We start from the raw sequence: 23,109 nt of genomic DNA on the forward strand, positions 1-23,109 counted from the left end.
CTGCGCCTTGCGCAAGACCAAAATCAACGCTCTAACGACGTACAGGCGTGGCAAAGCGCTCAGCCAGCGGAGGATGCAGAGTCGCCCTCAGAGGCACGGCGGCGCGCAGCCGCAAGCAGGTTATTAACCAATGTGCAGGCGTTGCCCGCACCACTGGCGGCACGCCAGAGTTCAGGAGGCAGTCGGGAGCGTTCTGCCGTTACCAGGTACATGAGATCCTCGGACAGTACAGTCCGCTCCCATTCAGTCATTTCAGGTGGGGAAGTATCTTCGTCAGAGTCTGCGTCAGACTCTGCGTCACGCATGGTGACCATCATGATGGCGGAATTCAGACATTCCTCGGTTATTCCTAACTCGTGCGCCCGAACTGCCCTTATGAGAGGTACTCGTGCTTGTGCTTGTGCTGCTCTTCGTGCTTGTACTTGCAAATACGAAGCAGCCAGCTGGTGTGCCGAATACAGACCGCCTGCCGCAGTGATGCAGAACAGCGCCGGCGCAGCCGCCGCCTGTGCATGGGCCATCCACGTGGCATCGCCTCTTACGTAACGATGTGCCGCTTGGAAAGACCCCGATGCAGCGTTCAAGCAGGTAGCAACGGTCGGAACGGAGAGCGTTACGAGGCCAATCCCCGCGACCCCCTGCACAACGTTGGCGATCGGCACGCCGATGCCGACAGGGATGTCTGGCTCTTGCAGCCGTGCCGCGCGCACCGCTGGCCGTGGCCTCAGATTTTCCGTCAACTGCGTAGTGGCATGCGGGTCGGCTTGCTGCGAAGAAGGGCCCACGTCACGCACGGCCGGCCGGTCGTGCTGATCGTGCTGATCGTGTCTTGCCCCTCTGCGTGTTGCCGAAGTCAGGTTCACCGCAGGCACGTTTCACCTCTTCAAATCAGGTTGGACATGTCGTCAATATTCCATTCGGACGTCAATGCGTACAGCGAGAAACCGAAAAAGACGAGCATCTGACGAAACAGACAAAGCTGCACCTTGCGGCGTTGCAGGATACCGGCGTGAGGACCACGCAATTGCATGACTCTGCGGCCACTTGCTCGAAGGGAGCATCTGACAACGGCGTAGAAGGCAGCCGTCAGGCAGACGGCAACGGCATCGTGAGGGCGCAGGGTGTCTGCGGATCGCAACGCGCGCTCACCATGCTGATGGTCGCACTTTCACACGCAAAGCAGTGCAACAAGCAACCTACGCTTCGTGTCGTTGCAACGCCGTTCGCTGATCGATATCCCAGGGAATGCAGCCGCCTCCATCCTGACCGCCCCATTGGCCAGCATCTAAGCGAGAACAGCAGATGAACCCCATCAGTCCGCGACTCACACGAGCGGCAAGTCACCCCTCAATGGACACTCCGGCGGCGTCCGAGTCTATGGGTGAGTGCACTGCACCCGTGTCGGCAGATCAACACCTGCCCTGCGCGCAGATCAGCGATGGGGCGCTGCAGGCATTGCCGCGGAAAAGACCACAAGGCGCTGCCGTCCTCAAACGCTCACTCACTGCGCCTGCGCTGACGGCAACACAGCGCCGAATGCTTGCCGAACTCGGGGCCAGAGACGACGCGTGCCTGACACCCGACGAAGCAGCGGTGCTGCGGGAGCTCAGCTTCCACACACCGGCGACACCGCGTGACACGGTGCTGTTTACCGACCCCAACAAGGACCCCGACGATGTGGTCGCCTACACCATCGGCAAGCAGCTGCAGGTAGCAGGCTTCGTACGCCTCACCGACGTTGCGGTGACCTTGGGCGATGCCAGCGTGCGGGAGGAGCGTGCCCGGCTCGCCAAGGGCGTGTTCAACCGGCTGCACCTCCCCGACGTACGTGTTTCGCGCGGCCAGGATTACCCGATGACTGCGAAACAGGCCGAGGACCATGCCAAATTCCTGCAGGAAGGCAATGCCTTGCGCGCGGAATCGGCCGAAATTTGTGGCCACAGCCTGCCAGCGCTGCACGAGCGTCTGATGCAGGCACCGCAGGGGCTGAACATGGTGGTGATTGCCGGCATGACCGACGCCCATGCGCTGGTCGATGGGCATCCGGATCTTGTGCGCGAGCGCGTCAAGAGCATCACCATCATGGGGGGCGTCGAGCCGGCCAGGAACGCTGATGGCTGTGTGCAACCCGACGCACGCGCCTACAACAATGCGACAGATCTGGATGCAGCCCGTGGCCTGTATCGCAAGGCACAGCAACTGCACATCCCGTTGCGCATCGTCACCAAGGAAGCTGCCTACAAGACAGCGGTGTCGCCCTCGTTCTACGAAGGCCTGGCGAAGAGTCGGCACTCGGTGGGCAGGTATCTCGAAGACGTACAGAAAAACGCCTTGAATGGCTTGTGGGACGGAATTCAGGCCGGCCTGCTTCCGGGCCTGGATCAGGCATGGTTCTTTCGCACGTTCACCGCAGACGCACTACCGCAGGCAAACAGCCCGCAGGACGGCGCAAACCAAGCCATGGCGTTCGACCAGGTCTGGCCGAAGGTCACCAAACTCAACTTGTACGACCCCTTGACACTGCTGGCCTCGGTTCCCGGCGCGGCGAGCATGCTGTTCACGCCAAGGCAGATACAGGCCGACGGACTGAGTATTGTGGAGCAAGTGGGCGAACAGGAAGTCAAGCGCCCAGAAAAAGCGAAGCTGTTGATGTCTGCCTTGGCAAAAGTGGCGCTTGCTTCTGAAAAATGAAGGATAAATCATTGCAGTAACACGTTGAGTCCGCGTTAGGAAAAATTGCCGAAGGCCGCCCCGTGCCCTTGGCGGTGCGCCTCACCGCCGCCAATCGGCACGACTCGGTCGTGTTCGAGGAGTTGATCCACGCCTTGCCGCCAATTGGTGACAAACCAGGGCGCCCGCTTGGCACCGGGAATCGATCGGATAAGATCACCCCACATACCAGGGAAGGATGCCATGCGTGATCGACTCTTCAGTAAGGGAGCTGGATCGCTAGCGCTTTTCGCAGCGCTTGCTGTCTCCAGTGGGTCTGTCAGTGCGACGAGCACGGCAGTCACCTTCCACACGCCCGACAACCACTACGAAGTAGAGCTCTACGTTGGCGGCGGCTCCGAAGAAAGCGGCGGAATTGCGGGCGCCATGATCAAATGGCCCGGCTACGAGCATATGGGACTGCCCTTCAACGGGGTGAAGTACCACATGGATAAGGCCATGACCCGCGCCGGCGCCAGGTACGTGAATGCCAGTGACCCGAAGGTTCCTCCATCTTTCACGCTTGAAATTGAGGGGAACAAGGGCCGCCTGATCGTGGGCAAGCGCGTCATACCAGGGACGGCATCATGGATCGTTGGTCCTTACGCCCCCGAGAGCACGTGGGAACCACGGCACATGCGCAAGGACGGACAATGAAGTGCTCTTTACGCAGCGCATGGTTCGCCCTCTTTGTACTTTTGTTGCTACTCACGGGCGCACCGGCCCTCGCCACCGGCGACATCGTGGCATTCGAGGTGAACGATGGTCCGTATAGCTTCCTCGTCTACAGCGGAGGCGGCGAGGACGGCATTGGCGGCCTGGTGGTTTCCTGGCCCAAGATCGCTGCGCGCGGCCTGCCGCCGGGAAGTACCAAGTGGCGCTTCAAGCCCAAATCAAGCGAATTACGGGTGACATTCACCAATCCCGGCAGCAAGGATCTGCCGCCCTCTTTCATTTTGAATATCGTGGGCAAGCGTGGCACGCTCACTCACGGCAAGCGTGTCCTGCCCGGCAAGGTGACCTGGATGTCAGGACCTCTGAAAGACTACTGATGCACTCTTTTTCGTGACTAGAAGGCTGCTTCAACAGTCCACGCGCGTCCTACTGCCCCTACAGCGTCAACTTCGGCTACGACTTCATCAGCCGTCAGGAATACCTGCCACTAGGGCGAGTTCAACGGCATCGACGTAGACGTAGACAGCATCAGCCTGGGCGGCTGAGTCTGCGTTCAAGCGACTAGACATCGACAAAAGATCAACCGCTGGTTGCGCAATCAGCCTGCCATTTTTGTTTGCCAGCCCTCACGCCTTGCGCTCCACCGCCGCAGGCCATTGCACCTCTTCCAGCACATGGGTCACCTGCGTCGCCAGTAGCTCCAGACAGACAGCCAACTCGTCCATGCAGATGGCGGGCTGCCGCAACTGCTCTTCGGCCTGCGTGCGCGACTGCGCCAAACGCGCCAAAAAGCGCATGTGGTCGCGCAGTTGCTGCAAGCGGTATTGCGCGCCTTCTGGCAGGTAGTAGCCCGGCTGTGACTGCGCATCGCGTACAACGTCCGACATGGCCTGCTCCTCATTCCATGGAATCAGCCCGCCCGCCGCAAGGCGACGGACGGGAAGTCGGGAGGCTCGAAACCGCAGACAGCCGGCGGGCATATTCCCCTTGCGGGTGTTGTATTAGCCGCCCTCCCGACGCAGAGCATCGCGTCGGTTGCGCCTGCAAAGTTGCAGGCACAAAAAACCCACCGGTTTGTCGGAGGNTATTCCCCTTGCGGGTGTTGTATTAGCCGCCCTCCCGACGCAGAGCATCGCGTCGGTTGCGCCTGCAAAGTTGCAGGCACAAAAAACCCACCGGTTTGTCGGAGGTGGGTACCGCTGTCTGCGGAGTTTCGAGGCTCCGTGGGGTGATCGTGCTACTGGCGATGTAATACGTCAAGTGCAGCATACGACTCAGCCGCCGGCTTCTTCTGACAGGCTTCCGCACCACACGAATATTCCGAAGCCGCGTTGCGTAGGAACTTACATGCACGCTCGCGCAGGTCCTGAAGACGCCCGGATGTAGCTTTAACGCAACATCTGCAACCTGTAGAATGCATCAGATAATTACAGGAGAAGCGTGTGATCAGGCTTCGATTGACAGAGCTGATCGCTGATGCGCCCTTCCGTCGCGGCCGACGGGTCGAATTACTGGAAGTGGTGCAGGCTACTGGCATCCACCGAACAACGCTTTCAAGAATGGGCAATATCCGTGGCTACAGCGCCACGCTTTAGAACATGATGCGTTATGGAAGGTTTTCGACTGCTCTATTGGCGATGATGCGACATGCGTTGCCGGTGAAGACATTCCTGCAGCCGCCGTCTCTGATCGAACCTCCCCGGCGAAGGCTGATACTCAGATTTCAAGCGACTAAAAGTCGTCCAGCTCGTGCGGAAGGGGGCGACAGTGCAGATTTCCGCTCAACCTTCAATCCAATACATCCCGCGCCCATCAATCATTAGAAATTATCCATTGTGAACAAGCAGCAGCTCGCATCCAAAATCTGGGAATCGGCCAACCAGATGCGCTCGAAGATCGAGGCCAACGAATACAAGGACTACATCCTTGGATTCATTTTCTACAAGTATCTTTCTGACAAATTGGTGCGCTTCGCCAGGGAGGAGTCCTTCACGGACGATGAAATCAAAGCTCTGTCAGAAGAGGACACGGAAACGGCTGAGCACATCAAAGGCAACATTGGCTACTTCATTGCCTACCAACACCTTTTCTCCACCTGGATCGAAGCCAAGAGCGATTTCGACGTCTCGCATGTTCGCGATGCTTTGTCGGCCTTCAGCCGCCTGATCCACCCGAATCACAAGCGCCTTTTCGAGGGCATCTTCAAGACCTTGGAAACCGGCCTGAGCAAGCTGGGCGACACCGCTGCGAAGCAAACCAAGGCGATCAGCGAGCTCTTGCAGCTGATCAAAGACATCCCCATGGGTGGCAAGCAGAGCTACGACGTGCTCGGCTTCATCTACGAGTACCTCATTGGCATGTTTGCCGCCAATGCGGGCAAGAAGGCGGGCGAGTTCTATACCCCGCATGAGGTGTCTGTGCTGATGTCTGAAGTCATCGCACACCACCTGAAGGACAGGAAGAACATCCAGATCTATGACTCCACCAGCGGATCAGGTTCACTGCTGCTCAACATCGGCCAGGCCATCGCCAAGCACATGGGCGACAAAGACAGCATCAAGTACTACGCCCAAGAGCTGAAGGAAAACACCTACAACCTCACGCGCATGAACCTGATCATGCGCGGTATCCTGCCGGGCAACATCGTCACGCGTAACGCCGACACGCTGGAAGACGACTGGCCGTACTTCGACGAGCAAGACCCGGTCAACAGCTACAACCCGCTGTACCTGGACGCGGTGGTGTCGAATCCGCCCTACTCACAGAAGTGGGACCCACTGCACAAGGATGCTGACCCGCGCTACGCCCGCTTCGGCGTGGCCCCAAAGTCCAAGGCTGACTACGCCTTCCTGCTGCACGACCTGTACCACCTGAAGCCCAACGGCATCATGGCCATCGTCCTGCCGCACGGCGTGCTGTTCCGAGGCGGGGAGGAAGGCGTCATACGCAAGGAGCTGATCGAGAACGACCATCTCGAAACCATCATCGGCCTGCCGACCAACATCTTCTTCGGCACCGGCATCCCTACCGTCATTCTCGTGTTGAGGCAAAAGCGCGAGAGCAGCGATGTGCTGTTCGTGGACGCCTCCAAGGGCTTTGCCAAAGAGGGCAAGAACAACAAGCTCCGCGCTTGCGACATCAAGAAGATCACCGACGTGGTGATTACCCGCGCCACCGTGCCCGGCTTCAGCCGCCTAGTGCCCAAGACCGAGTTCCAAAGCGAGGTCAGCGACTACAACCTCAACATTCCGCGGTATGTGGATTCGCCGGAGCCGCCAGAAAGCTGGGACCTGTACGCCTCGATGTTCGGCGGCATCCCGCTGAGCGAACTGGATGCGCTGGCCGACTACTGGAAGGCCTTCCCAAACTTGCGCGCGGCCTTGTTCACCTTGGATGGCACTCCGTACGCCCAGCCGAAGGTGGATGACCTTGCTGCCGCCGTGCGCCAACACCCTGAAGTGACGGAGTTCACCCAGGCCTTCACCCGCGCGTTCGACGGCTTCAAGCCCTGGCTGCATAGCGCGCTGATCGGCAAGATGCTCACGCTGCAGGTCCCCCGCCAGGAAGCTTTGATCTGCGACGAACTGTTTGCTCGCTTGGTCAAGGTCGGCACGGTGCCACTTATCGACAGGTACCAGGCGTACCAGATCCTCGATGACCATTGGCAGTTTATGGCGGTGGATCTTGAAATCCTTCAGACCGAGGGCTTTGGCGCCAGCCGCGTGGTTGACCCGAACTACGTCGTCAAGAAGAAGGACGGGAAGGACGTGGAGGTGCAGGACGGCTGGAAAGGCCGCATCCTACCCTTTGACCTGGTGCAGTTGGCTCACCACAAGAAGGAGCTGGACGCCCTCCGCAAGAAGGAGGCCGAACTGGCTGATGTGGTTACTCAGCTGAACGAACTGCTCGACAGCTTCAGCGAAGAAGACAAGGTCAAAGACACGTTCAACGAAGCCGGCGACAAGTTCGTCGCGGCAACCGTGGCTAAGGAAGCCAAGGAGTTGGCGGCTGAGGCTCAAGTCGCGGGAGCCTTTGGCTCCGACTCTTACGAGGCCAAGATCATCCAAGCAGCCAAAGTGCTGGCAAACGAGAAGTCGCTGAAAGCTGCCATCAAGAAGGACGCCACTGCGCTGCACCTGAAGACCAAGGCCACCATCGAGTCGTTAAGCGACGCACAGGTTTACGCCCTGCTCGAAAGCAAGTGGCTGTCACCGCTGGTGGACGAACTGCATCGCCTGCCTGGCGTGGTGACATCCAGCCTCATCGCCAGGCTGCAAGCTTTGGTTGAGAAGTACCGGATCACCTATGCCGACAACGCCCGGGACATCCGGAAAGCCGAGAGAACCTTGGTGGGCATGCTCGGCGAACTGGATGGCGACAAATTCGACCTCAAGGGCATTGAGGAACTGAAGACTTTGCTGGCAGGGAACTGATATGGCGGATCAGATTGCAGGAAAGGTGCCGCGTATTCGATTCAAGGCGTACAGCGAATCGTGGGCGGACGAGAAGATTGGCGACGTCCTCGCCGAAAAGCGTCGCCCTATCGTGCTGGAGGACGATCAGCGCTACGAGCTCATCACGGTCAAGCGTCGCAACGAAGGCGTCGTTTCTCGCGGCCACCTGAACGGGCGTGACATCTTGGTGAAGAACTACGCCCAGCTCAAGGCGGGTGACTTCGTCATTTCCAAGCGTCAGGTGGTTCACGGGGCGACCGGCATCGTGCCGCCTGCCTTGGATGGTGCCATCGTGTCGAATGAGTATCTGACCGCCGTCGACAGCGAGAAGCTCCTCACGGAGTTCCTCACCATCGTGGCGAGCTTGCCCGCGATGCGCAAGCAGTTCTTTCTGAGCTCCTATGGCGTGGACATTGAGAAACTGTTTTTCGATGCCGACGACTGGAAGAAGCGGAGCGTGACTCTCCCCGATGTTCAGGAGCAGAGTCTTATCAGCCAGCTCTTCCGAGATGTAGAACAGCTAATTTCGCTTCATCAGCGCAAGCATGAAAAGCTGGTAGCGCTGAAAATGGCAATGCTTGAGAAAATGTTTCCCAAGTCAGGAACTGCGGTCCCTGAAGTTCGATTCAAGGGATTTTCTGGGGCTTGGGAGAAGAAGAAGCTTGGCGAGCTCATGCCCATTACATCCGCAGCCCGCGTTCACAAACACGAATGGACGAGCTCCGGCGTGCCCTTCTTCCGGACAAGCGACGTAGTAGCACGATACAACGGAGAGCAAAACTCGAAGGCGTTCATTTCATTAGAGCTCTTCCAGGAGCTGTCCAAGAGAGTGGGGCGAATCAAGCAGGGAGATATCCTAATTACTGGAGGCGGATCAATTGGAGTTCCGTTCCTAGTTACGTCAGATGAGCCATTATACTTCAAGGACGCGGACTTGCTTTGGCTCAAAGTGCCAGCTGGCATTGATAGTAAGTATTTGTACTCCTACTTCTGTTCGGGAGTGTTCTCCAAATACTTAGAAAGCATCTCCCACATCGGAACTATCGGGCATTACACCATCGAGCAGGCAAAAAGCACCCCTATCGACATTCCTGGCATTGATGAGCAGCAGAAACTGGGATCCTATTTCAATAGTCTCGCCGAATTAATCACGAAGCATGCCGTTCTACTCCAGAAGCTTCGGCAAATCAAATCGGCTTTTCTAAAAGATATGTTTGCCCAGGAGCCGCGCCCATGACTACCTTTGCCAAAGAATCCGAATTTGAAGCCGCTGTTATCCACGAACTGCGCCAGCGTGGCTGGGGGGAGCTGGAGGTCATCAATTGCCCCAGCGAGGCGGACCTGCTGGCGAACTGGAAGCAGATCCTCTTCGAGAACAACCGCAGCAAAGACCGGCTGAACGAGGTGCCGCTGACCGACAGCGAAATGCAGCAGGTGATGGAGCTGATCCTCGCCCTACGCACGCCACTGAGGCTGAACGGCTTCATCAACGGCAAGACGGTGGCCATCACGCGGGACAACCCGGCCGACACACTGCATTTCGGCAAAGAAGTGAGCTTGAAGGTCTACGACCGGCACGAGATTGCCGCCGGGCAAAGCCGCTACCAGATCGCACAGCAACCGCGCTACGCCCGCGCTTCTGAATTGCAGCACGACCGGCGAGGCGACCTGCTGTTGTTGATCAACGGCATGCCGGTGATCCACATCGAGCTCAAGAAGAGCGGTATGCCGGTCAGCCAGGCCTACAACCAGATACAGAAGTACGCACGCGAGAGCGTGTTCACCGGGTTGTTCTCGCTGGTACAGATCTTTGTGGCGATGGAGCCTGAGGAGGCGCTGTACTTCGCCAACCCCGGGCCAGACGGCAAGTTCAACAAGGACTACGCCTTCCACTGGGCTGATTTCAACAATGAGCCCGTCAACGACTGGAAGAGCTTCACCTCCAGCCTGCTGTCCATCCCGATGGCGCACCAGCTGATTGGCTTCTATACCGTCGCCGACGAGGCCGACGGCGTGCTGAAGGTAATGCGCAGCTACCAGTACTACGCCGCGCACGCCATTTCCGACAAGGTCGCCAAGACCGACTGGAAGAACCCGAACCGCCTGGGCGGCTACATCTGGCACACCACCGGCTCGGGCAAGACCATGACGAGCTTCAAGTCCGCCCAGCTCATTGCTAACTCCAAGGATGCCGACAAGGTCGTGTTCCTGCTGGACCGGGTAGAGCTGGGCACGCAGACGCTGAAGGCCTACCGGGACTTTGCCGGTGACAGCAACCAGGTGCAGGCCACCGAGAACACCGGGGTGTTGGTCAAGACGCTGAAGAGCCCCGCGCCTGCGGATACCCTGATTGTAACGTCTATCCAGAAGATGAGCCGGATCGCGGATGACGCCGATGGCTTGAAGGCGCATGACCTAAAGACCATGCGCGGTAAGCGCATAGTTTTCATCGTCGACGAGTGCCACCGCTCTACCTTCGGCGATATGCTGACCAACATCAAGGCGAGCTTCTCAGGCGCGGTATTCTTTGGCTTCAGCGGCACTCCCATCCACAAGGAGAACGTCCGCAAGGACAACACCACGACGGATGTCTTTGGGAATGAGTTGCACCGCTACAGCATTGCCGATGGTATCCGTGACAAGAACGTGCTGGGCTTTGACCCCTACCAGGTCCTGACCTACCGCGACCGTGACCTGCGGCAAGCGGTGGCGCTGGACAGGGCCAAGGCTGTGACCGTGGCCGAAGCACTGGCGGACGCCGCAAAGAAGAAGGTCTTCAACCGCTACATGAAGGACGTGCCGATGGCGGGCCACCGAAATTCGGCCGGTGAGTACCAGCGTGGCATTGAGGACTACTTGCAGAACACCCAATACGAGCGCGACGTGCACCGCCGCGCGGTGCTTAAGGACATTGCCGACAACTGGGAGGTGCTGAGCCAGGGCGGAAAGTTCCACGCCATCTTTGCCACCAGCAGCATTACAGAGGCGATCACCCACTACCGCCTAATGAAGGCACATTGCCCCACATTGAAAATCACCGCGCTGTTCGATCCGCACATCAGCGATGAAGACGGCGGCGGCACCGATCCTGCCTTCAAGGAGGCCGGCCTTGAAGAAATCATCAAAGACTACAACGCGACCTATGGGCAGAGGTTTGACTTGGGGACCCACGCGAACTTCAAGAAAGACCTGGCCGCACGCGTAGCCCACAAGGCGCCCTACATCCGGGCTGAGGCCGAGCCGGAAAAGCGGCTGGATCTGCTGATCGTGGTGAACCAGATGCTAACCGGCTTCGATTCGAAGTGGGTCAACACGCTGTACTGCGACAAGCTGCTGGAGTACGAGAACATCATCCAGGCGTTCTCACGCACCAATCGCTTGTTTGGGCAAGACAAACCGTTTGGCACGATCCGCTACTACCGCAAACCGCACACGATGAAGCGAAATGTGGACGCGGCGGTGAAGCTCTACTCCGGCGACAAACCGATTGGCCTCTTTGCCGACCAACTGCCCCGGAACCTGGAGCGCTTGAACGACTGCTTCACCGAAATCAGCGCCATCTTCAGCGCGTCAGGTATCACCGATCTCGCCAAGTTGCCAGACGACTTGGAGGCGCGGGCGGCCTTTGCCAAGCAGTTCAACCGGTTCAGCGCCATTTTGGAAGCCGCCAAGATTCAAGGCTTCACTTGGGACAAGACGGTCTACGAGTTCGATACCGAGCAAAAACAGAAGATAGAACTGGCGATCACTCAGCAGCAGTACCTGACGCTGCTGCAGCGTTACAAGGAATTGGGGGCCGGCGGCGGGGGGGCCGGGGAGAGCATTCCGTTCGACATCGACAGCCACATCACCGAGATCGACACGGGCAAGATCGACGCCGACTACATGAACTCGCGATTTGCAAAGTACCTCAAGGTCTTACTGAGCGGCGACGAACCATCCAAGGAAGCGACATTGGCCGAACTGCATCGGTCGTTCACGACCCTTTCGCAGGAAGACCAGAGGTTCGCCCAAATCTTCTTGCACGATATCCAGCGCGGCGATGTTCAGATCAATCCCGATCAAACCTTCCGCGACTATTTAGTGGAATATCAGACGCGCGCGAAGAATAAGGATTTTGCGACCATCGTCGCCACGCTGGGCGTTGATACAGGGAAACTTTCTGCCCTGATTGACGCGCATGTGACCGACGTTAACCTCAACGAGTATGGACGCTTTGACGATTTACGGGAAACGGTCGATATGCAACGCGCCAAAGCTTACTTCGAACGTATCGAAGGCAAGCCACTGCCTATGTTCAAAGTAAATATCAAATCAGCAAATTTACTCAGTGAATTTCTGATCCGAGGCATCCTGCCTTTGGACGAAGCGGAACTGAATACGCCGAGCCCGGAAGACTCCGATCAAGTCTAAAGATTATCGGCAATCCCTCACCAGTTAGCTGACTTAGAACCAGCCGGGGGGGTGCCATCGCAAAATACCTGCAACGGGCGCTACAAGCAGACACTGGGCTGGCTGTTTGGCACAAAAACTATTTGATTCGATCAAGCAGGTGCAGGAGAGACCAACCCGTTCGCCATGAACGCACAAGCATGAGCCCCTATACATGGCACCCGGTGGCATTACACCGGCAACGAAGGTGGCGATGACGCATCGCCACCTTCTTGTGAACACTAAGAATGGGGAATTACGCTCTCAAGCTTCATGCAGCATAGCGGAAACAAAGCATTTGGTGCAGATGTCTCGCTCACTGAGCATAAGGGTATCCATCGCTTAACGCTCCTTATCTATCGGAAGCGAGGAACCAGACGGGCTTCAATGGCAGCTGCGTGCGGGCAGTGTCGCTGAGTTGCGCATAATGCATCGTCCATAGCTCCACCAATTTTCGAGCGTCGATCAAGTTGATGCGGCGATGCGACTGCCGCGCCTCAAAATCGGCATCCTTGGTGAAGCCGGACAGCGCAACGTACAGACCGACATCGCCCTCCCCGAGCACGGCCATAAAGCTGCGCAGGCCCGTCACATCGATCCTCGGCGAGTTGGCATTACGCTTGACCTGCACCTTGATGCGCGGCGGGCGGGTGCCGAGTGGGTCGTTGTAGGCAATGATGTCGGTGCCACCGTCCTTGCCCGGCGGTGCGACCCAGGCGACGTGGTAGCCCATCGCCCGTAGCAGCGAGGCCACGAGCTCCTGGAAGTCGTACGGCGGCATCGCGGCGAGGTACGCCTCGATCTCGGCCCATGCCATTTCTTCTGCTTCTTCCAGCGTGATGCTGGCCGATTCCTCGGTGAGCTCGCCTTCGGGATCGTCGACCTCGTCGGCTACGGGCTGGGCGCTCTTCCACTTCTTGTAGAGCTGCCCCACCGTGCGGATGAACTGCTCCGGATCGGGGTACGCGTGCAGCGCCGCTTCGCCCTCTGGCGTGAGGGTCCAGATGCCTTTGTCCTTGACCAGCCAGCCGGCCTTGACCGGCGCCACGGTGCTGAAGCGCACGATCTTCTCGAAGCGACGGCCGCCGGTTTCGTAGTCGCCCGCTTCGTACTCGGTGAGCACGACCTGCTTTTCCAGTGCGGCCAGCGCGTCTGCGGCGCGCATGCCCTCCGGCTGGGTCTTGAGGATATGGAACAGCGCACGGGTCAATTCCCCCGTGCGGCGCCTGCTGATATTGGCCATCTACTTCCCCTGTGGCACGACGTTGGCGCGAACGCCGTGCTTAATGATAGTCGTCTTCACGCTGATGCCTGACTGCCAAAACGGTGACGACCTGATCGCTTTCAACCTCAAACAGCAGTACATAACCGCTGGCACCGAAGCCGATCACCAGCTCCCGCAAGAACGGATCTGCCGCCCCCGCCTTGCGGCAGCTCAACGGGGCTAGTTCGAGCACGGTGACGCCGTCGCGGATGGCCTGCAGCGCGCGCTCGGCCACGGTGAAGTCGCCTTTGGCACGCTGTAGCAGCCAGTCGTAAAGACGCACGAGATCGTCGCGCGCTTGCTGAGTGAAGCGGACGGCGAATCCCACCTTGGCTCAGCCCTTGCGCGCCTGGTCCAGTTGGGACTGCAGCCCGGCCAGCACATCGGTCGCGTCGATGTACCGGTTGGATGCCTTGGCGCTGTCACGCGAGGCCAGCCCGCGCGCAATGAAGCCTTCCTGCTGCTGGCGCTGCTGCACCTGGGCACGCACGGAGTGCTCGACGAAGCTGGAAAGCGTCTCACCCTCCTGCAACACGGCTTCGGCCGCTTCGCGCAGCGCCGGGTCTACCCGGAGCGATGGAAGAGATGCGGATTTCATGGCAGGCCTAGTGCGTTGCAATTGCGATGCATCATCGCAAGCGAGCGCCGGCGCTTCAAGGCTTTCTTTATAGACCTAACCCGACGATGCCGCAGCTACGCTGATGCAATGATGCTTAGGCGCTGAAGCACGACGTTTGCGCGCTCCGGTTCGGCGACCAATCCCGGCAACGCGTTCACAAACGCCGGGTTATCCACCAGCCCCACGAACACGTCGGCAACCCAATGCCGAAGATCTGCATGCTCCACGGCAAGCTCTTCCACCAGCTCGGCCCGGCCATCGACGACATTGAGGACGTCCTCCAGGTCGTGACTGGAAAGGAAGTCACTGTTGCCTCGGGTAACGAAGGCTTCGAGCTTGGTCGCGACGAATGCTGTGGCTGTCACCAAGCGGATGGACAAGCGATCGCTCAAAGCCACCACTTGGGCCGTCTCTACCGCATGGGCGTACCAGCGGTTGGAGAAGCCAAGCACGCCGGCATCCACCGGCATCCACCGGCATCAGGTCGAAGATGACGCCCGATGCTTCGTGTACCCAGCGGCAGACGACGCCGCTGCGCATCTCGCGCGCAAAGCCCTGCGATTCCACACGCGCCTCGATACCGCGGAACCGGGCCCAATCAAGATTGACCACCGCATCGACGTCATAGGTGGCGCGGACGCTTTCCGCCAATGGATCCGACACCAGCAGGCCAACGACTGCGCCGCCGAGGAAGACCACCTGGTCGCGAAGTTCGCCCAGTGCATCCGCAATCACCAGCAGATGCGGCAAGTTAGGATCGTCAGACCGCATCGCCAAGCCCCAGCAACTGCTTGAGATAGCGCGCCGCCAGCGTGCGCTCGCGGGCACGCCCGCTACGCAGGGCGTCCTGCAGCGCCAGCAGTTGGTGCAAGGCAGGGTCGGCCAGCGCAGCGTTGGGCACACCGGCCGACAACGGCGACAAGCCGGGGCCTTTGGCTGTGCCCTGCGCGCTTGGCCACACAGGTGCATCCCCTGGGGAGCTGGCAATGGCAATGGACAGTGGGGGCACGCCGAAGGCCGTAGGAATGCCACGCCTTGGCGGCCCGATGACGGCAGGAAAGGCGTAACGCACACCGTGAACCGCGAACTCATGCAGCGCCGTGCGTACCGTCTCCCACTCGCCGCGGCCTTTTTCCAGCGCCAGGCCGGATGCCACCGCGCGCTTGACGCTGCGATGCACCTGCGAGGCGCTCATGCCCAGCGCTTCTCCAAGGGAGGCGTAGGTCCAGGCCTGGCCCGCCTGGGCGACCTGCTTGTACAGCACCACCAGATCCTGGGGCTTCAGTTCCACAGCCGAGCCCGCCTTATTCCATATTCCGGAATATGGAATATCAAGCGAGTGCGCTGTTTTTGCAAGCAGTCTTCGCTAAGTGCCCTGACTAAACGACGGGCTACCGCTCAACGGCGGAAGCCGGACACGCTCACCCAATTCCCTGCAGCGCCACCCGAATCCCCTCCCCCGCCAGCCGCGCACTCGCCAGCAGACGCTCCAGGCTCTGCCCATGCCGGACGCTGGCGGACAGCCCGGCCATGGTGGTGCTGACGAAATCGGCCAGCCGGTCTGCGTCGTGCGGGCACTGCCTGGCGATGTGGGAGCGGATCAACTCCTGGGAGGCGACATGAAAACCGCAGGCGGCCTCGCGCGCCTGCGCGTCGTTGCTGCGCGTGCCTTCCAGCACCAGGCAGCCGGTGGCGGCGGGGTCTGCGGCATAGCAGCGGGCGGCCTGCTCCAGCACGTCGGCCAGGGCGTCGGCCAGCGGGCGGTTGGCGTCCAGAAGTTGCGGCAGCGGGATGGCACCGGTCTGCGCGTAGCGGTCGAGGACGCGCGCATACAGGCCGGCCTTGCTGCCGAAGGCGGCGTAGAAACTCGGCGGGTTGATGCCCAGTGCCTGGGTGAGGTCGGCCACGCTCAGTGCATCGTAGCCGCGCGCATGGAACAGCTGCTGCGCGGTGGCGACCGCTTGATCCGGGTCGAATGCGCGCGGTCGGCCGCGGGCCCGGGAGGTTTCTGTAGTCATTGTTACACAATCCTTGACGGCAGACGAAATCTATTATGTATTACTCGCTACATTAATTGCGAGGTGGGTGCATGTCAGCGTTCAAGGACAAGTCGGTACTGGTGCTCGGTGGCAGCCGGGGAATTGGGGCCGCCATCGTGCGGCGCTTCGTGGCCGAGGGCGCACGGGTGACGTTTACCTACGCCAGCTCTGCCGAGGCGGCGCAGCACCTGGCCAGCGACACCGGCAGCACCGCGGTGCTGGCCGACAGCGCCGACCGCGATGCGGTCATCGCCGCGGTGCGCCGCAGCGGGCCGCTGGATGTGCTGGTAGTCAACTCCGGCATCGCCTTGTTCGGCGATGCGCTGGACCAGGATCCGGACGCGGTGGACCGGCTGTTCCGCATCAACGTGCACGCGCCCTACCACGCCGCCGTGGAGGCCGCGCGGCAGATGCCGCCCGGCGGGCGGATCATCGTGATTGGCTCGGTCAACGGCGACCGCATGCCGCTGCCCGGCATGGCGTCCTACGCGCTGAGCAAATCCGCCCTGCAAGGGCTGGCGCGCGGGCTGGCCCGCGACTTCGGGCCGCGTGGCATCACCATCAACGTGGTGCAACCGGGCCCGATCGATACCGACGCCAACCCGGAAAACGGGCCGATGAAAGACCTGATGCACAGCTTCATGGCGATCAAGCGCCACGGCCGCGCCGACGAAGTGGCCGGCATGGTGGCCTGGCTGGCCGGCCCGGAAGCGGGCTTTGTCACCGGGGCGATGCACACGATCGATGGTGCGTTTGGGGCGTGAGGCGGCGGCGTCGGCGTCGGCGTTGACCACGCTGCAACTCGACACGTAGTGCGATCGATGGCGGCAAACGCCCTCCGTCAACACACATGGCGAGCTGCCGTTGCACGGCCAGCCTCCTGGTCCGCCTGCATATCCTGCCGGCAGCGCGTGATCGCATTCCCATGCCATGCGGCGCATGGCACGGGTCATCGCAGGCTTGGTCCTTGCTGTCGCGCTGATCCCAGGTTGCCTATAGTTGCGGCGAACCCCGCAATGGATTGACCAATGCACATGATGTCATCCGGCCGGTGCCTGGCCCTTGCACTCGCCGTTGCTGTGACCGGCAGTGCCTGTGCACGGACGCCATCACCCGAACAGAAAAGGACCTCCCCCATGCCAGACAACGTCACCACCGGCCGCACCATCAACGGGCACACCTATTCGGATGCGCCGGTTGACGTAAAGCTGGGGCCGAACACCTTCCGCATCCCCGCCAACTACCTGGACAGCCAGATCGCGCCGTGGCCGGGCGAAGGCGTCACGCTGGTCATCGAATGGCCAGACATGACCCCCACCCCGCCCGGGGCACGGGCCAACCCGCGTACGAATGATTTCCGCAAGGAAATCCATGCCTCGATTGACTATGTCGACCGCGTCCCCATCGAGGCATTGCTGGCACGCTACTCATCCAACGAAGCAATTACCGAGCCTGATTCGGTCGAACGAGGTGATCCCGTCGACAGACTCGATCTGCGTATCGCGCAGCCTGAAACACTCGGATTGACGCCCTATGCCATCGATGAAGAAAAGATGGCGGTGTACGTTAAAGCGTACGAAGCCCGCTACAGCAAACCTCCGACACGCAACCCTGCGTTTGAGGACGATTGGTATGTCGCGCGCGATTCCGGCGGCAATCTCACCACTTTCATCAAGTGCGATAGCGCCAAGTTTCGTAAGGACGGCATACGGCTTGAGGGCGACCAAGTCATTGACGAAGAAGAACCAGTTGTCGCCGGATGTACGCACTACCTTGTGGATGTCGAGAACAAACTATCCATCACGCTTAACTACCATCGCGCGTTTCTAAGGGACTGGAAACGTATGGAAAAAGCGATTCGGGACGTTTTGGAACGCACCAAAGTTGGGTGATCCACACTTTTTTGCAAGGAGTACATCATGGGTGGATTAAATCAGCAGGACTTGACGATCCTGCGCAGCTACGCAAAAGCAGGCAATCGTGAGCTGTACTGGAACTACCTCTCGCAACTGCCCGGTGCAGACGGCTACGGGACGCTCGCGCTTGGTGTCGTGCGCAATGACAGTTTGCCGGGGCGCGTTGCGAATAGTTACGCGCAGGATTACGCGAGCACGCAGCACGACAGCGGCTCGCGCTTTGCTAATGCTCAACTGAGCGAGCGTCAGTGGGAGAGCTTCGGACAGACGTTGCTGGAGAGGGATTTGGAACTTCGACAAGCATGGCTCCGTCGAGACCGTCCGGATCTGGCACTGAACCTACCAGGCGCCTCCGTCATGCTCGCGCACGACCGCGCGTTTGAGCAGCATCGTCTCGACCCCAACTGCTGGACCCCACGCGTGCTCCTGCAAGCCGCCCTGGAAAAAAGCGGTCCCCGGAAGCTCGAACAAATCTGGACCAACATGCTCGACAACGAGTACGTCGGCGCCACTCGCATCAGCAATACCGGCTACGAGACCTTTGCGCAGATGGGACTGGCGGCCGGCAGCCAGTACCTGGCCAAGCTGGGCACCACCGAGGCGATCCAGATGCTGGAGGGCCGCTCCGCCGTCGACCCCAACGTCATCGGCAGCAACAGCTTCTACGCGATGTACTTCGAGAAAGAACAGAAGTGGGTGAACGTCAGCGCAGGCGGCGGGCATCTGTCCATGCGCGAAGAAACCAATGCCGGCCGTATCGCCGAGCTCGACGATGCCCGCGCCGTGCGCCTGGAGCGGCAGCAGAAAGCCACGCAGTTCCACGAAGACGACCCGCACCGCTCCATCACCCGCAGCCCGTTCACGGCGTCGGCCGACGGCCAGCCGGATCGGACGCAGCCGCCCACCAAACTCGCCGAGATCGGCCCTGATCACTGGGACTACGCACTGCTGCAGCAGGTGCGTGCGGGTGTAAGCGCCATCGATGCGCACGCCGGGCGCTCGCCGGACGAGAACAGCGAGCGCCTCATCGCCAGCGTGATGAGCCTCGCCCGCCAGAACAACCTGGACCGGGCCGACCATGTGGTGCTGAGCCAACAGACCGCCGACAGCCCGGCCGGCCGCCATGTGTTTGTGGTGCAGGGCGAGTTGAACAATCCGGCACACCTGCGCGCGCACATGCCGACCGATGTGGCCGTGCAGACGCCGGTGGAGCAGTCGCTGCAGCAGCTGGAGGTGGCCAGTACCGATCGCCAGCAGGCGTTGGCGCAGGGCCAGCAGCAGGAAATGGACAACCGGCAGCGTGAGAGCGCGTCGATGCGCATGGGATAAGGCAGCGCTGGTCAGAGCACCTGCCTGTCTACTTCCGGCCGATCTCGATGCATACGCGCGGCACTGGCCCTACCGGAGCCGGCAAGTGCAGGTCTGCGCGCATCCGCGACAACGCAGCGTGCCCCACGATGACACTGCACCGGCGTAACCGCGCCAGCTGCGCCCCGGCGCCGCTGGAACTCATGGCAAACCAGCAATCCTCAAACGCCAACGGCCCGGACAAGCCGGGCCGTTGGACGATGCCGCGATGGGCGTCAGCCGATCAGGCGAACGGGTCCTGCAGCACCATCGTGTGGTCACGATCCGGGCCGGTGGAGACGATGCTGATCGGGCAGCCGGCCAGTTCTTCCAGCGCGCGCAGGTAGGCGCGGGCGGCCACCGGCAGCTTGTCCCACTCGGTGATGCCGTGGGTGTTCTCGGTCCAGCCCGGGAACTCCAGGTACACCGGGGTGCACTCTTCCCAGCCTTGCGCGTCCAGCGGGGCGTATTCGGTGCGCTTGCCGCGGTATTCGTAGGCGATGCAGACCTTGAGCTTTTCCATGCCGTCGAGCACGTCGAGCTTGGTGATGCACAGGCCGGAGATGCCGTTGATGGCCACCGCACGCTTGAGCGCGACGATGTCCATCCAGCCGCAGCGGCGCGGCCGGCCGGTGGAGGCGCCGTATTCGGCGCCGCGGTCGCGGATGCCCTGGCCCACGTCGTCGTCCAGCTCGGTCGGGAACGGACCGCCGCCCACGCGCGTGGCATAGGCCTTGGCGATGCCCAGCACGTAGTCGATGGCGTCGGCGCCCACGCCGGTACCGGCCAGTGCGCCGCCGACGGTGGTGTTGGAGCTGGTGACGTACGGATAGGTGCCGTGGTCGATGTCCAGCAGCGCGCCCTGCGCGCCTTCGAACAGCACGCGTTTGCCCTGCTTGCGCAGGTCGTGCAGGATGCCGGCCACGTCCGACTTCATCGGCTGCACGTAGTCGCCGAAGGCCAGTGCCTCGTCGAAGGTCTTCTGGAAGTCCACCGCTTCCACGCCCAGGTACTTGGTCAGCACGAAGTTGTGGTAGTCCAGCGCGGTGCGCAGCAGCTCTTCCAGCTGCGGCGGGTAGTGCAGGTCGGCGATGCGGATGCCGCGGCGGGCCACCTTGTCTTCGTACGCCGGGCCGATGCCGCGGCCGGTGGTGCCGATGGCCTTGCCGCCGGCGGCCTTCTCGCGCGCCTGATCCAGGGCGATGTGGTACGGCATGATCAACGGCGCGGCCGGGGAGATCTTCAGGCGCGAGCGCACTTCCACGCCGGCGCCTTCGAGCTCGCTGATCTCCTTGATCAGCGCGGCCGGGGAGATCACCACGCCATTGCCGATCAGGCACAGCGCGTCGTCGCGCAGGATGCCGGACGGAATCAGGTGCAAGACGGTCTTCTTGCCATTGATGACGAGCGTGTGGCCGGCGTTGTGGCCACCCTGGAAGCGGACCACCGCACCGATCTCTTCGGTGAGCAGATCGACGATCTTGCCTTTGCCTTCATCGCCCCACTGGGCACCGAGCACGACAACTGACTGACCCATGACGGGTGAACTCCTGAGTTTTGCTGCGGCCATCGGGGCCGCGGGATGGGACCGGTTCACGGCTGGCGGCGTCGCCTGGCGCGCGGCTCCATCGGGGAGCCTTGCAGCGGCGCGTAAAGCCCTGACACGGAAAAAGCCGAACGAGGTGCCCTGTGTGAGCGTGCCCGGCCGGCTTTTGTGCATTATCCGGGTTTCCGGTGACGTGCACTACCCCCGGCCAACGGCGGATCGGGGGCTGGTCAGATGGCCCCTGGTCATCGGTTGCGCGGTGATCCGGGCACTGCCGGTCCCTCGCAATCCCAAGCCCCCATCGCGGGTCGTAGGAGCGCACCTGGGCGCGACTGCTTCACCGGTAACGCCTGTCGCGCCCGGGTGCGCTCCTACGCTGCCCGTTGCGGTGGGAATGGACCACCCACTCAGTGACGCACGATCCACAGCGCGATCGCGCCCAGTACCAGGGTCACACCGCCGATGGCGCGCAGTTGCGCCGTGGGCAGGCTGAACAGCTGCTCGACCATGCGCTTCCAGGCGCCGGGCGCGGCGAACAGCAGCAGGCCTTCGATAACGGCGATCAGGCATAACGCGGACAGGAACTCGTGCATCAGCAACACCAGGACAACGTGGAAACTGCAGTGTGCCCGGTTCGGCAGCCCGCCACGCCACACCGTAGGAGCGCACCTGGGCGCGACGGGCATTGCCGGTGAAGCGATCGCGCCCGGGTGCGCTCCTACGTGGCAGGGTGGCGGGCATCGCCAGATCTGCAGACCGTCCGGAGCTCGATCACCCGACCTACCAGAGGCCGCCGCAACACCCGGCAACCCACACCGTAGGAGCGCACCTGGGCGCGACGGGCATTGCCGGTAATGCGGTCGCGCCCGGGTGCGCTCCTACGTGGCAGGGTGGCGGGCATCGCGAGATCTGCAGATCGCGCGACGCACGATCATTCGACCCACGAGAGGCACCGGATCAACATCCCGACACGCCGCACGTCGTAGGAGCGCACCTGGGCGCGACGGGCATTGCCGGTGAGGCGGTCGCGCCCGGGTGCGCTCCTACGTGGCAGGGTGGCGGGCATCGCCAGATCTGCAGACCGTCCGGAGCTCGATCACCCGACCTACCAGAGGCNCGTGGCAGGGTGGCGGGCATCGCCAGATCTGCAGACCGTCCGGAGCTCGATCACCCGACCTACCAGAGGCCGCCGCAACACCCGGCAACGCACACCGTAGGAGCGCACCTGGGCGCGACGGGCATTGCCGGTGAAGCGATCGCGCCCGGGTGCGCTCCTACGTGGCAGGGTGGCGAGCCTCGCCAGATCTGCAGACCGTCCGGAGCTCGGTCACCCGACCTACCAGAGGCCGCCGCAACACCCGGCAACCCACACCGTAGGAGCGCACCTGGGCGCGACGGGCATTGCCGGTAANGATCTGCAGACCGTCCGGAGCTCGGTCACCCGACCTACCAGAGGCCGCCGCAACACCCGGCAACCCACACCGTAGGAGCGCACCTGGGCGCGACGGGCATTGCCGGTAAAGCGATCGCGCCCGGGTGCGCTCCTACGTGGCTGACGGAGTGGAATACGCTTTAGAGCCAGATTGCGTCCCAGAACGGGTAATCACCTAGGCGACTGACCAGCCCGGCACGCAAGGGATTGGCGATGACGTAACGCGCGGCTGCGTGCAGGTCCTCGTCCTTGCGCAACGCGTGGTCGTGGTAGCTGCGGCTCCAGACCGGTGCGTGATGCTGGCGCTGATCGTTCACCGCGCGCGCTGCACACGCTTTCATGCGTGAGACGGCGTCGGCCAACCCGGTGGTGCTTCCGAGCTGCAACAACCAATGCACATGATCCGGCATCAATACCCAGGCCAACAGCCTGGCGTCGGAGGGCGTTGCCGCGGTGAATGCGCGGCAGGCCGCCGCGGCCAGCAGCACATCTGCGAACACAGGGCGACGCTGCCATGTTGTGGTGGTCAGCAGATAAGCGCTGTTGGGCGAAGACTGCCTGCCACGGCGCAGCGCGCGATGCCCGGGAGTGTCGATGTTGGCCATGGCGCAATGCTGACGGCCTTGGACCACGCGAGATATCGGCGGTTGCCGCGTTCTGCGCTAGGGGATCCATGT

At 61.4% G+C, this 23,109-nt stretch carries 20 protein-coding genes and 2 pseudogenes; 11 read left to right on the forward strand and 11 right to left on the reverse strand.

Going from position 1 to position 23,109, the window contains the following annotated elements:
- Window positions 1–59: 59 nt before the first annotated feature.
- Entirely contained in the window at window positions 60–872 is an 813-nt protein-coding gene (gene xopAV / locus C0541_RS21675; RefSeq protein WP_429001341.1) for a type III secretion system effector XopAV, read from the reverse strand.
- Between xopAV and C0541_RS20725 the strand changes: the two genes are divergently transcribed.
- The 5 genes and pseudogenes from C0541_RS20725 (at window position 842) to C0541_RS09615 (ending at window position 3,761) form a co-directional block, all read left to right on the forward strand.
- Complete coding sequence (locus C0541_RS20725) at window positions 842–1,306, forward strand: hypothetical protein (protein ID WP_153064976.1); 465 nt, start codon at window positions 842–844, stop codon at window positions 1,304–1,306. The two genes, xopAV and C0541_RS20725, sit on opposite strands and share 31 nt — an antisense overlap.
- On the forward strand, window positions 1,303–2,691 hold the full coding sequence (gene xopQ / locus C0541_RS09600; RefSeq protein ID WP_429001342.1) for a type III secretion system effector XopQ: 1,389 nt from the start codon (window positions 1,303–1,305) through the stop codon (window positions 2,689–2,691). Before C0541_RS20725 ends, xopQ begins: the two co-directional genes overlap by 4 nt.
- A 62-nt stretch (window positions 2,692–2,753) precedes the next feature.
- Window positions 2,754–2,858 (forward strand): annotated as a pseudogene (locus C0541_RS21035) (IS5/IS1182 family transposase); the annotation flags it as partial.
- Window positions 2,859–2,913: 55 nt separating this feature from the next.
- A complete protein-coding gene (locus C0541_RS09610; protein WP_115047889.1) occupies window positions 2,914–3,366 on the forward strand; it encodes a hypothetical protein in 453 nt (150 codons plus the stop codon).
- The gene (locus tag C0541_RS09615; protein ID WP_153064977.1) at window positions 3,363–3,761 is read left to right on the forward strand and encodes a hypothetical protein; all 399 of its coding nucleotides are present in this window, start codon (window positions 3,363–3,365) and stop codon (window positions 3,759–3,761) included. Before C0541_RS09610 ends, C0541_RS09615 begins: the two co-directional genes overlap by 4 nt.
- 249 nt (window positions 3,762–4,010) lie before the next feature.
- Here C0541_RS09615 and C0541_RS09620 read toward each other — a convergent pair whose 3' ends face one another.
- Window positions 4,011–4,271, reverse strand: coding sequence for an XAC0095 family protein (locus C0541_RS09620; RefSeq protein WP_115047892.1), 261 nt, complete (start codon window positions 4,269–4,271; stop codon window positions 4,011–4,013).
- A 948-nt stretch (window positions 4,272–5,219) separates the two neighbouring features.
- Between C0541_RS09620 and C0541_RS09635 the strand changes: the two genes are divergently transcribed.
- From C0541_RS09635 to C0541_RS09645, 3 genes are read left to right on the forward strand one after another with little or no spacing between them, the layout of a single operon-like run.
- The gene (locus tag C0541_RS09635; protein ID WP_115047896.1) at window positions 5,220–7,817 is read left to right on the forward strand and encodes a type I restriction-modification system subunit M; all 2,598 of its coding nucleotides are present in this window, start codon (window positions 5,220–5,222) and stop codon (window positions 7,815–7,817) included.
- 1 nt (window position 7,818) lies between these two features.
- Complete coding sequence (locus C0541_RS09640) at window positions 7,819–9,075, forward strand: restriction endonuclease subunit S (RefSeq protein WP_115047898.1); 1,257 nt, start codon at window positions 7,819–7,821, stop codon at window positions 9,073–9,075.
- Entirely contained in the window at window positions 9,072–12,251 is a 3,180-nt protein-coding gene (locus C0541_RS09645) for a type I restriction endonuclease subunit R (protein ID WP_115047900.1), read from the forward strand. The genes C0541_RS09640 and C0541_RS09645 overlap by 4 nt, the downstream gene beginning before the upstream one ends.
- Before the next feature lie 370 nt (window positions 12,252–12,621).
- Here the strand turns inward: C0541_RS09645 and C0541_RS09650 are convergent, their stop codons facing one another.
- The 6 genes and pseudogenes from C0541_RS09650 to C0541_RS09675 form a co-directional block, all read right to left on the reverse strand.
- Complete coding sequence (locus C0541_RS09650; protein ID WP_115047902.1) at window positions 12,622–13,512, reverse strand: restriction endonuclease; 891 nt, start codon at window positions 13,510–13,512, stop codon at window positions 12,622–12,624.
- 40 nt (window positions 13,513–13,552) lie between these two features.
- Window positions 13,553–13,861 carry a type II toxin-antitoxin system RelE/ParE family toxin gene (locus C0541_RS09655; protein WP_115047904.1) on the reverse strand — a complete coding sequence of 103 codons (309 nt, stop codon included), beginning with the start codon at window positions 13,859–13,861 and terminating at the stop codon, window positions 13,553–13,555.
- Window positions 13,862–13,867: 6 nt separating this feature from the next.
- Window positions 13,868–14,131 (reverse strand): YlcI/YnfO family protein, encoded by a 264-nt coding sequence (locus C0541_RS09660; protein WP_115047905.1) that lies wholly within the window; start codon window positions 14,129–14,131, stop codon window positions 13,868–13,870.
- A 95-nt stretch (window positions 14,132–14,226) separates the two neighbouring features.
- Window positions 14,227–14,923, reverse strand: a pseudogene (locus C0541_RS21550) (hypothetical protein).
- Window positions 14,913–15,443 carry a MarR family transcriptional regulator gene (locus C0541_RS09670; RefSeq protein ID WP_115047907.1) on the reverse strand — a complete coding sequence of 177 codons (531 nt, stop codon included), beginning with the start codon at window positions 15,441–15,443 and terminating at the stop codon, window positions 14,913–14,915. Before C0541_RS09670 ends, C0541_RS21550 begins: the two are co-directional and overlap by 11 nt.
- Window positions 15,444–15,573: 130 nt before the next feature.
- Complete coding sequence (locus C0541_RS09675; RefSeq protein ID WP_115047909.1) at window positions 15,574–16,170, reverse strand: TetR/AcrR family transcriptional regulator; 597 nt, start codon at window positions 16,168–16,170, stop codon at window positions 15,574–15,576.
- Between the two features lie 71 nt (window positions 16,171–16,241).
- Here C0541_RS09675 and bdcA point away from each other — a divergent pair, with 71 nt between their 5' ends.
- The 3 genes from bdcA (at window position 16,242) to C0541_RS09690 (ending at window position 19,436) form a co-directional block, all read left to right on the forward strand.
- Window positions 16,242–16,955 (forward strand): SDR family oxidoreductase, encoded by a 714-nt coding sequence (gene bdcA, locus C0541_RS09680; RefSeq protein ID WP_115047912.1) that lies wholly within the window; start codon window positions 16,242–16,244, stop codon window positions 16,953–16,955.
- A gap of 264 nt (window positions 16,956–17,219) precedes the next feature.
- Window positions 17,220–18,083: a Smlt3025 familytype IV secretion system inhibitor gene (locus C0541_RS09685; protein ID WP_115047913.1), complete on the forward strand. Its 864-nt coding sequence runs from the start codon at window positions 17,220–17,222 to the stop codon at window positions 18,081–18,083.
- 27 nt (window positions 18,084–18,110) lie between these two features.
- Window positions 18,111–19,436 (forward strand): Smlt3024 family type IV secretion system effector, encoded by a 1,326-nt coding sequence (locus tag C0541_RS09690; protein WP_161959990.1) that lies wholly within the window; start codon window positions 18,111–18,113, stop codon window positions 19,434–19,436.
- Between the two features lie 262 nt (window positions 19,437–19,698).
- Here C0541_RS09690 and C0541_RS09695 read toward each other — a convergent pair whose 3' ends face one another.
- From C0541_RS09695 to C0541_RS09720, 3 genes are all read right to left on the reverse strand, one after another.
- Entirely contained in the window at window positions 19,699–20,991 is a 1,293-nt protein-coding gene (locus C0541_RS09695) for an adenylosuccinate synthase (protein WP_115047915.1), read from the reverse strand.
- Between the two features lie 416 nt (window positions 20,992–21,407).
- Window positions 21,408–21,593, reverse strand: coding sequence for a DUF2065 domain-containing protein (locus C0541_RS09700; RefSeq protein ID WP_115048198.1), 186 nt, complete (start codon window positions 21,591–21,593; stop codon window positions 21,408–21,410).
- Window positions 21,594–22,572: 979 nt separating this feature from the next.
- Complete coding sequence (locus C0541_RS09720; protein ID WP_115047916.1) at window positions 22,573–23,037, reverse strand: REP-associated tyrosine transposase; 465 nt, start codon at window positions 23,035–23,037, stop codon at window positions 22,573–22,575.
- Window positions 23,038–23,109: the final 72 nt, after the last annotated feature.

This window comes from Xanthomonas arboricola (assembly GCF_003353015.1).
In the GTDB taxonomy this organism is placed as follows: domain Bacteria; phylum Pseudomonadota; class Gammaproteobacteria; order Xanthomonadales; family Xanthomonadaceae; genus Xanthomonas; species Xanthomonas arboricola_E.

Excerpts from the sequence above, each read along its gene's own strand:
- C0541_RS09640 (WP_115047898.1), top strand. The coding sequence starts at position 7,819 with ATGGCGGATCAGATTGCAGGAAAGGTGCCGCGTATTCGATTCAAGGCG.
- C0541_RS09660 (WP_115047905.1), bottom strand. The coding sequence starts at position 14,131 with ATGAAATCCGCATCTCTTCCATCGCTCCGGGTAGACCCGGCGCTGCGC.
- bdcA (WP_115047912.1), top strand. The coding sequence starts at position 16,242 with ATGTCAGCGTTCAAGGACAAGTCGGTACTGGTGCTCGGTGGCAGCCGG.
- C0541_RS09685 (WP_115047913.1), top strand. The coding sequence starts at position 17,220 with ATGCACATGATGTCATCCGGCCGGTGCCTGGCCCTTGCACTCGCCGTT.
- xopQ (WP_429001342.1), top strand. The coding sequence starts at position 1,303 with ATGAACCCCATCAGTCCGCGACTCACACGAGCGGCAAGTCACCCCTCA.
- C0541_RS09700 (WP_115048198.1), bottom strand. The coding sequence starts at position 21,593 with ATGCACGAGTTCCTGTCCGCGTTATGCCTGATCGCCGTTATCGAAGGC.
- C0541_RS09610 (WP_115047889.1), top strand. The coding sequence starts at position 2,914 with ATGCGTGATCGACTCTTCAGTAAGGGAGCTGGATCGCTAGCGCTTTTC.
- C0541_RS09615 (WP_153064977.1), top strand. The coding sequence starts at position 3,363 with ATGAAGTGCTCTTTACGCAGCGCATGGTTCGCCCTCTTTGTACTTTTG.
- C0541_RS09695 (WP_115047915.1), bottom strand. The coding sequence starts at position 20,991 with ATGGGTCAGTCAGTTGTCGTGCTCGGTGCCCAGTGGGGCGATGAAGGC.
- C0541_RS09675 (WP_115047909.1), bottom strand. The coding sequence starts at position 16,170 with ATGACTACAGAAACCTCCCGGGCCCGCGGCCGACCGCGCGCATTCGAC.
- C0541_RS09620 (WP_115047892.1), bottom strand. The coding sequence starts at position 4,271 with ATGTCGGACGTTGTACGCGATGCGCAGTCACAGCCGGGCTACTACCTG.
- C0541_RS09720 (WP_115047916.1), bottom strand. The coding sequence starts at position 23,037 with ATGGCCAACATCGACACTCCCGGGCATCGCGCGCTGCGCCGTGGCAGG.
- C0541_RS09650 (WP_115047902.1), bottom strand. The coding sequence starts at position 13,512 with ATGGCCAATATCAGCAGGCGCCGCACGGGGGAATTGACCCGTGCGCTG.
- C0541_RS09690 (WP_161959990.1), top strand. The coding sequence starts at position 18,111 with ATGGGTGGATTAAATCAGCAGGACTTGACGATCCTGCGCAGCTACGCA.
- C0541_RS09645 (WP_115047900.1), top strand. The coding sequence starts at position 9,072 with ATGACTACCTTTGCCAAAGAATCCGAATTTGAAGCCGCTGTTATCCAC.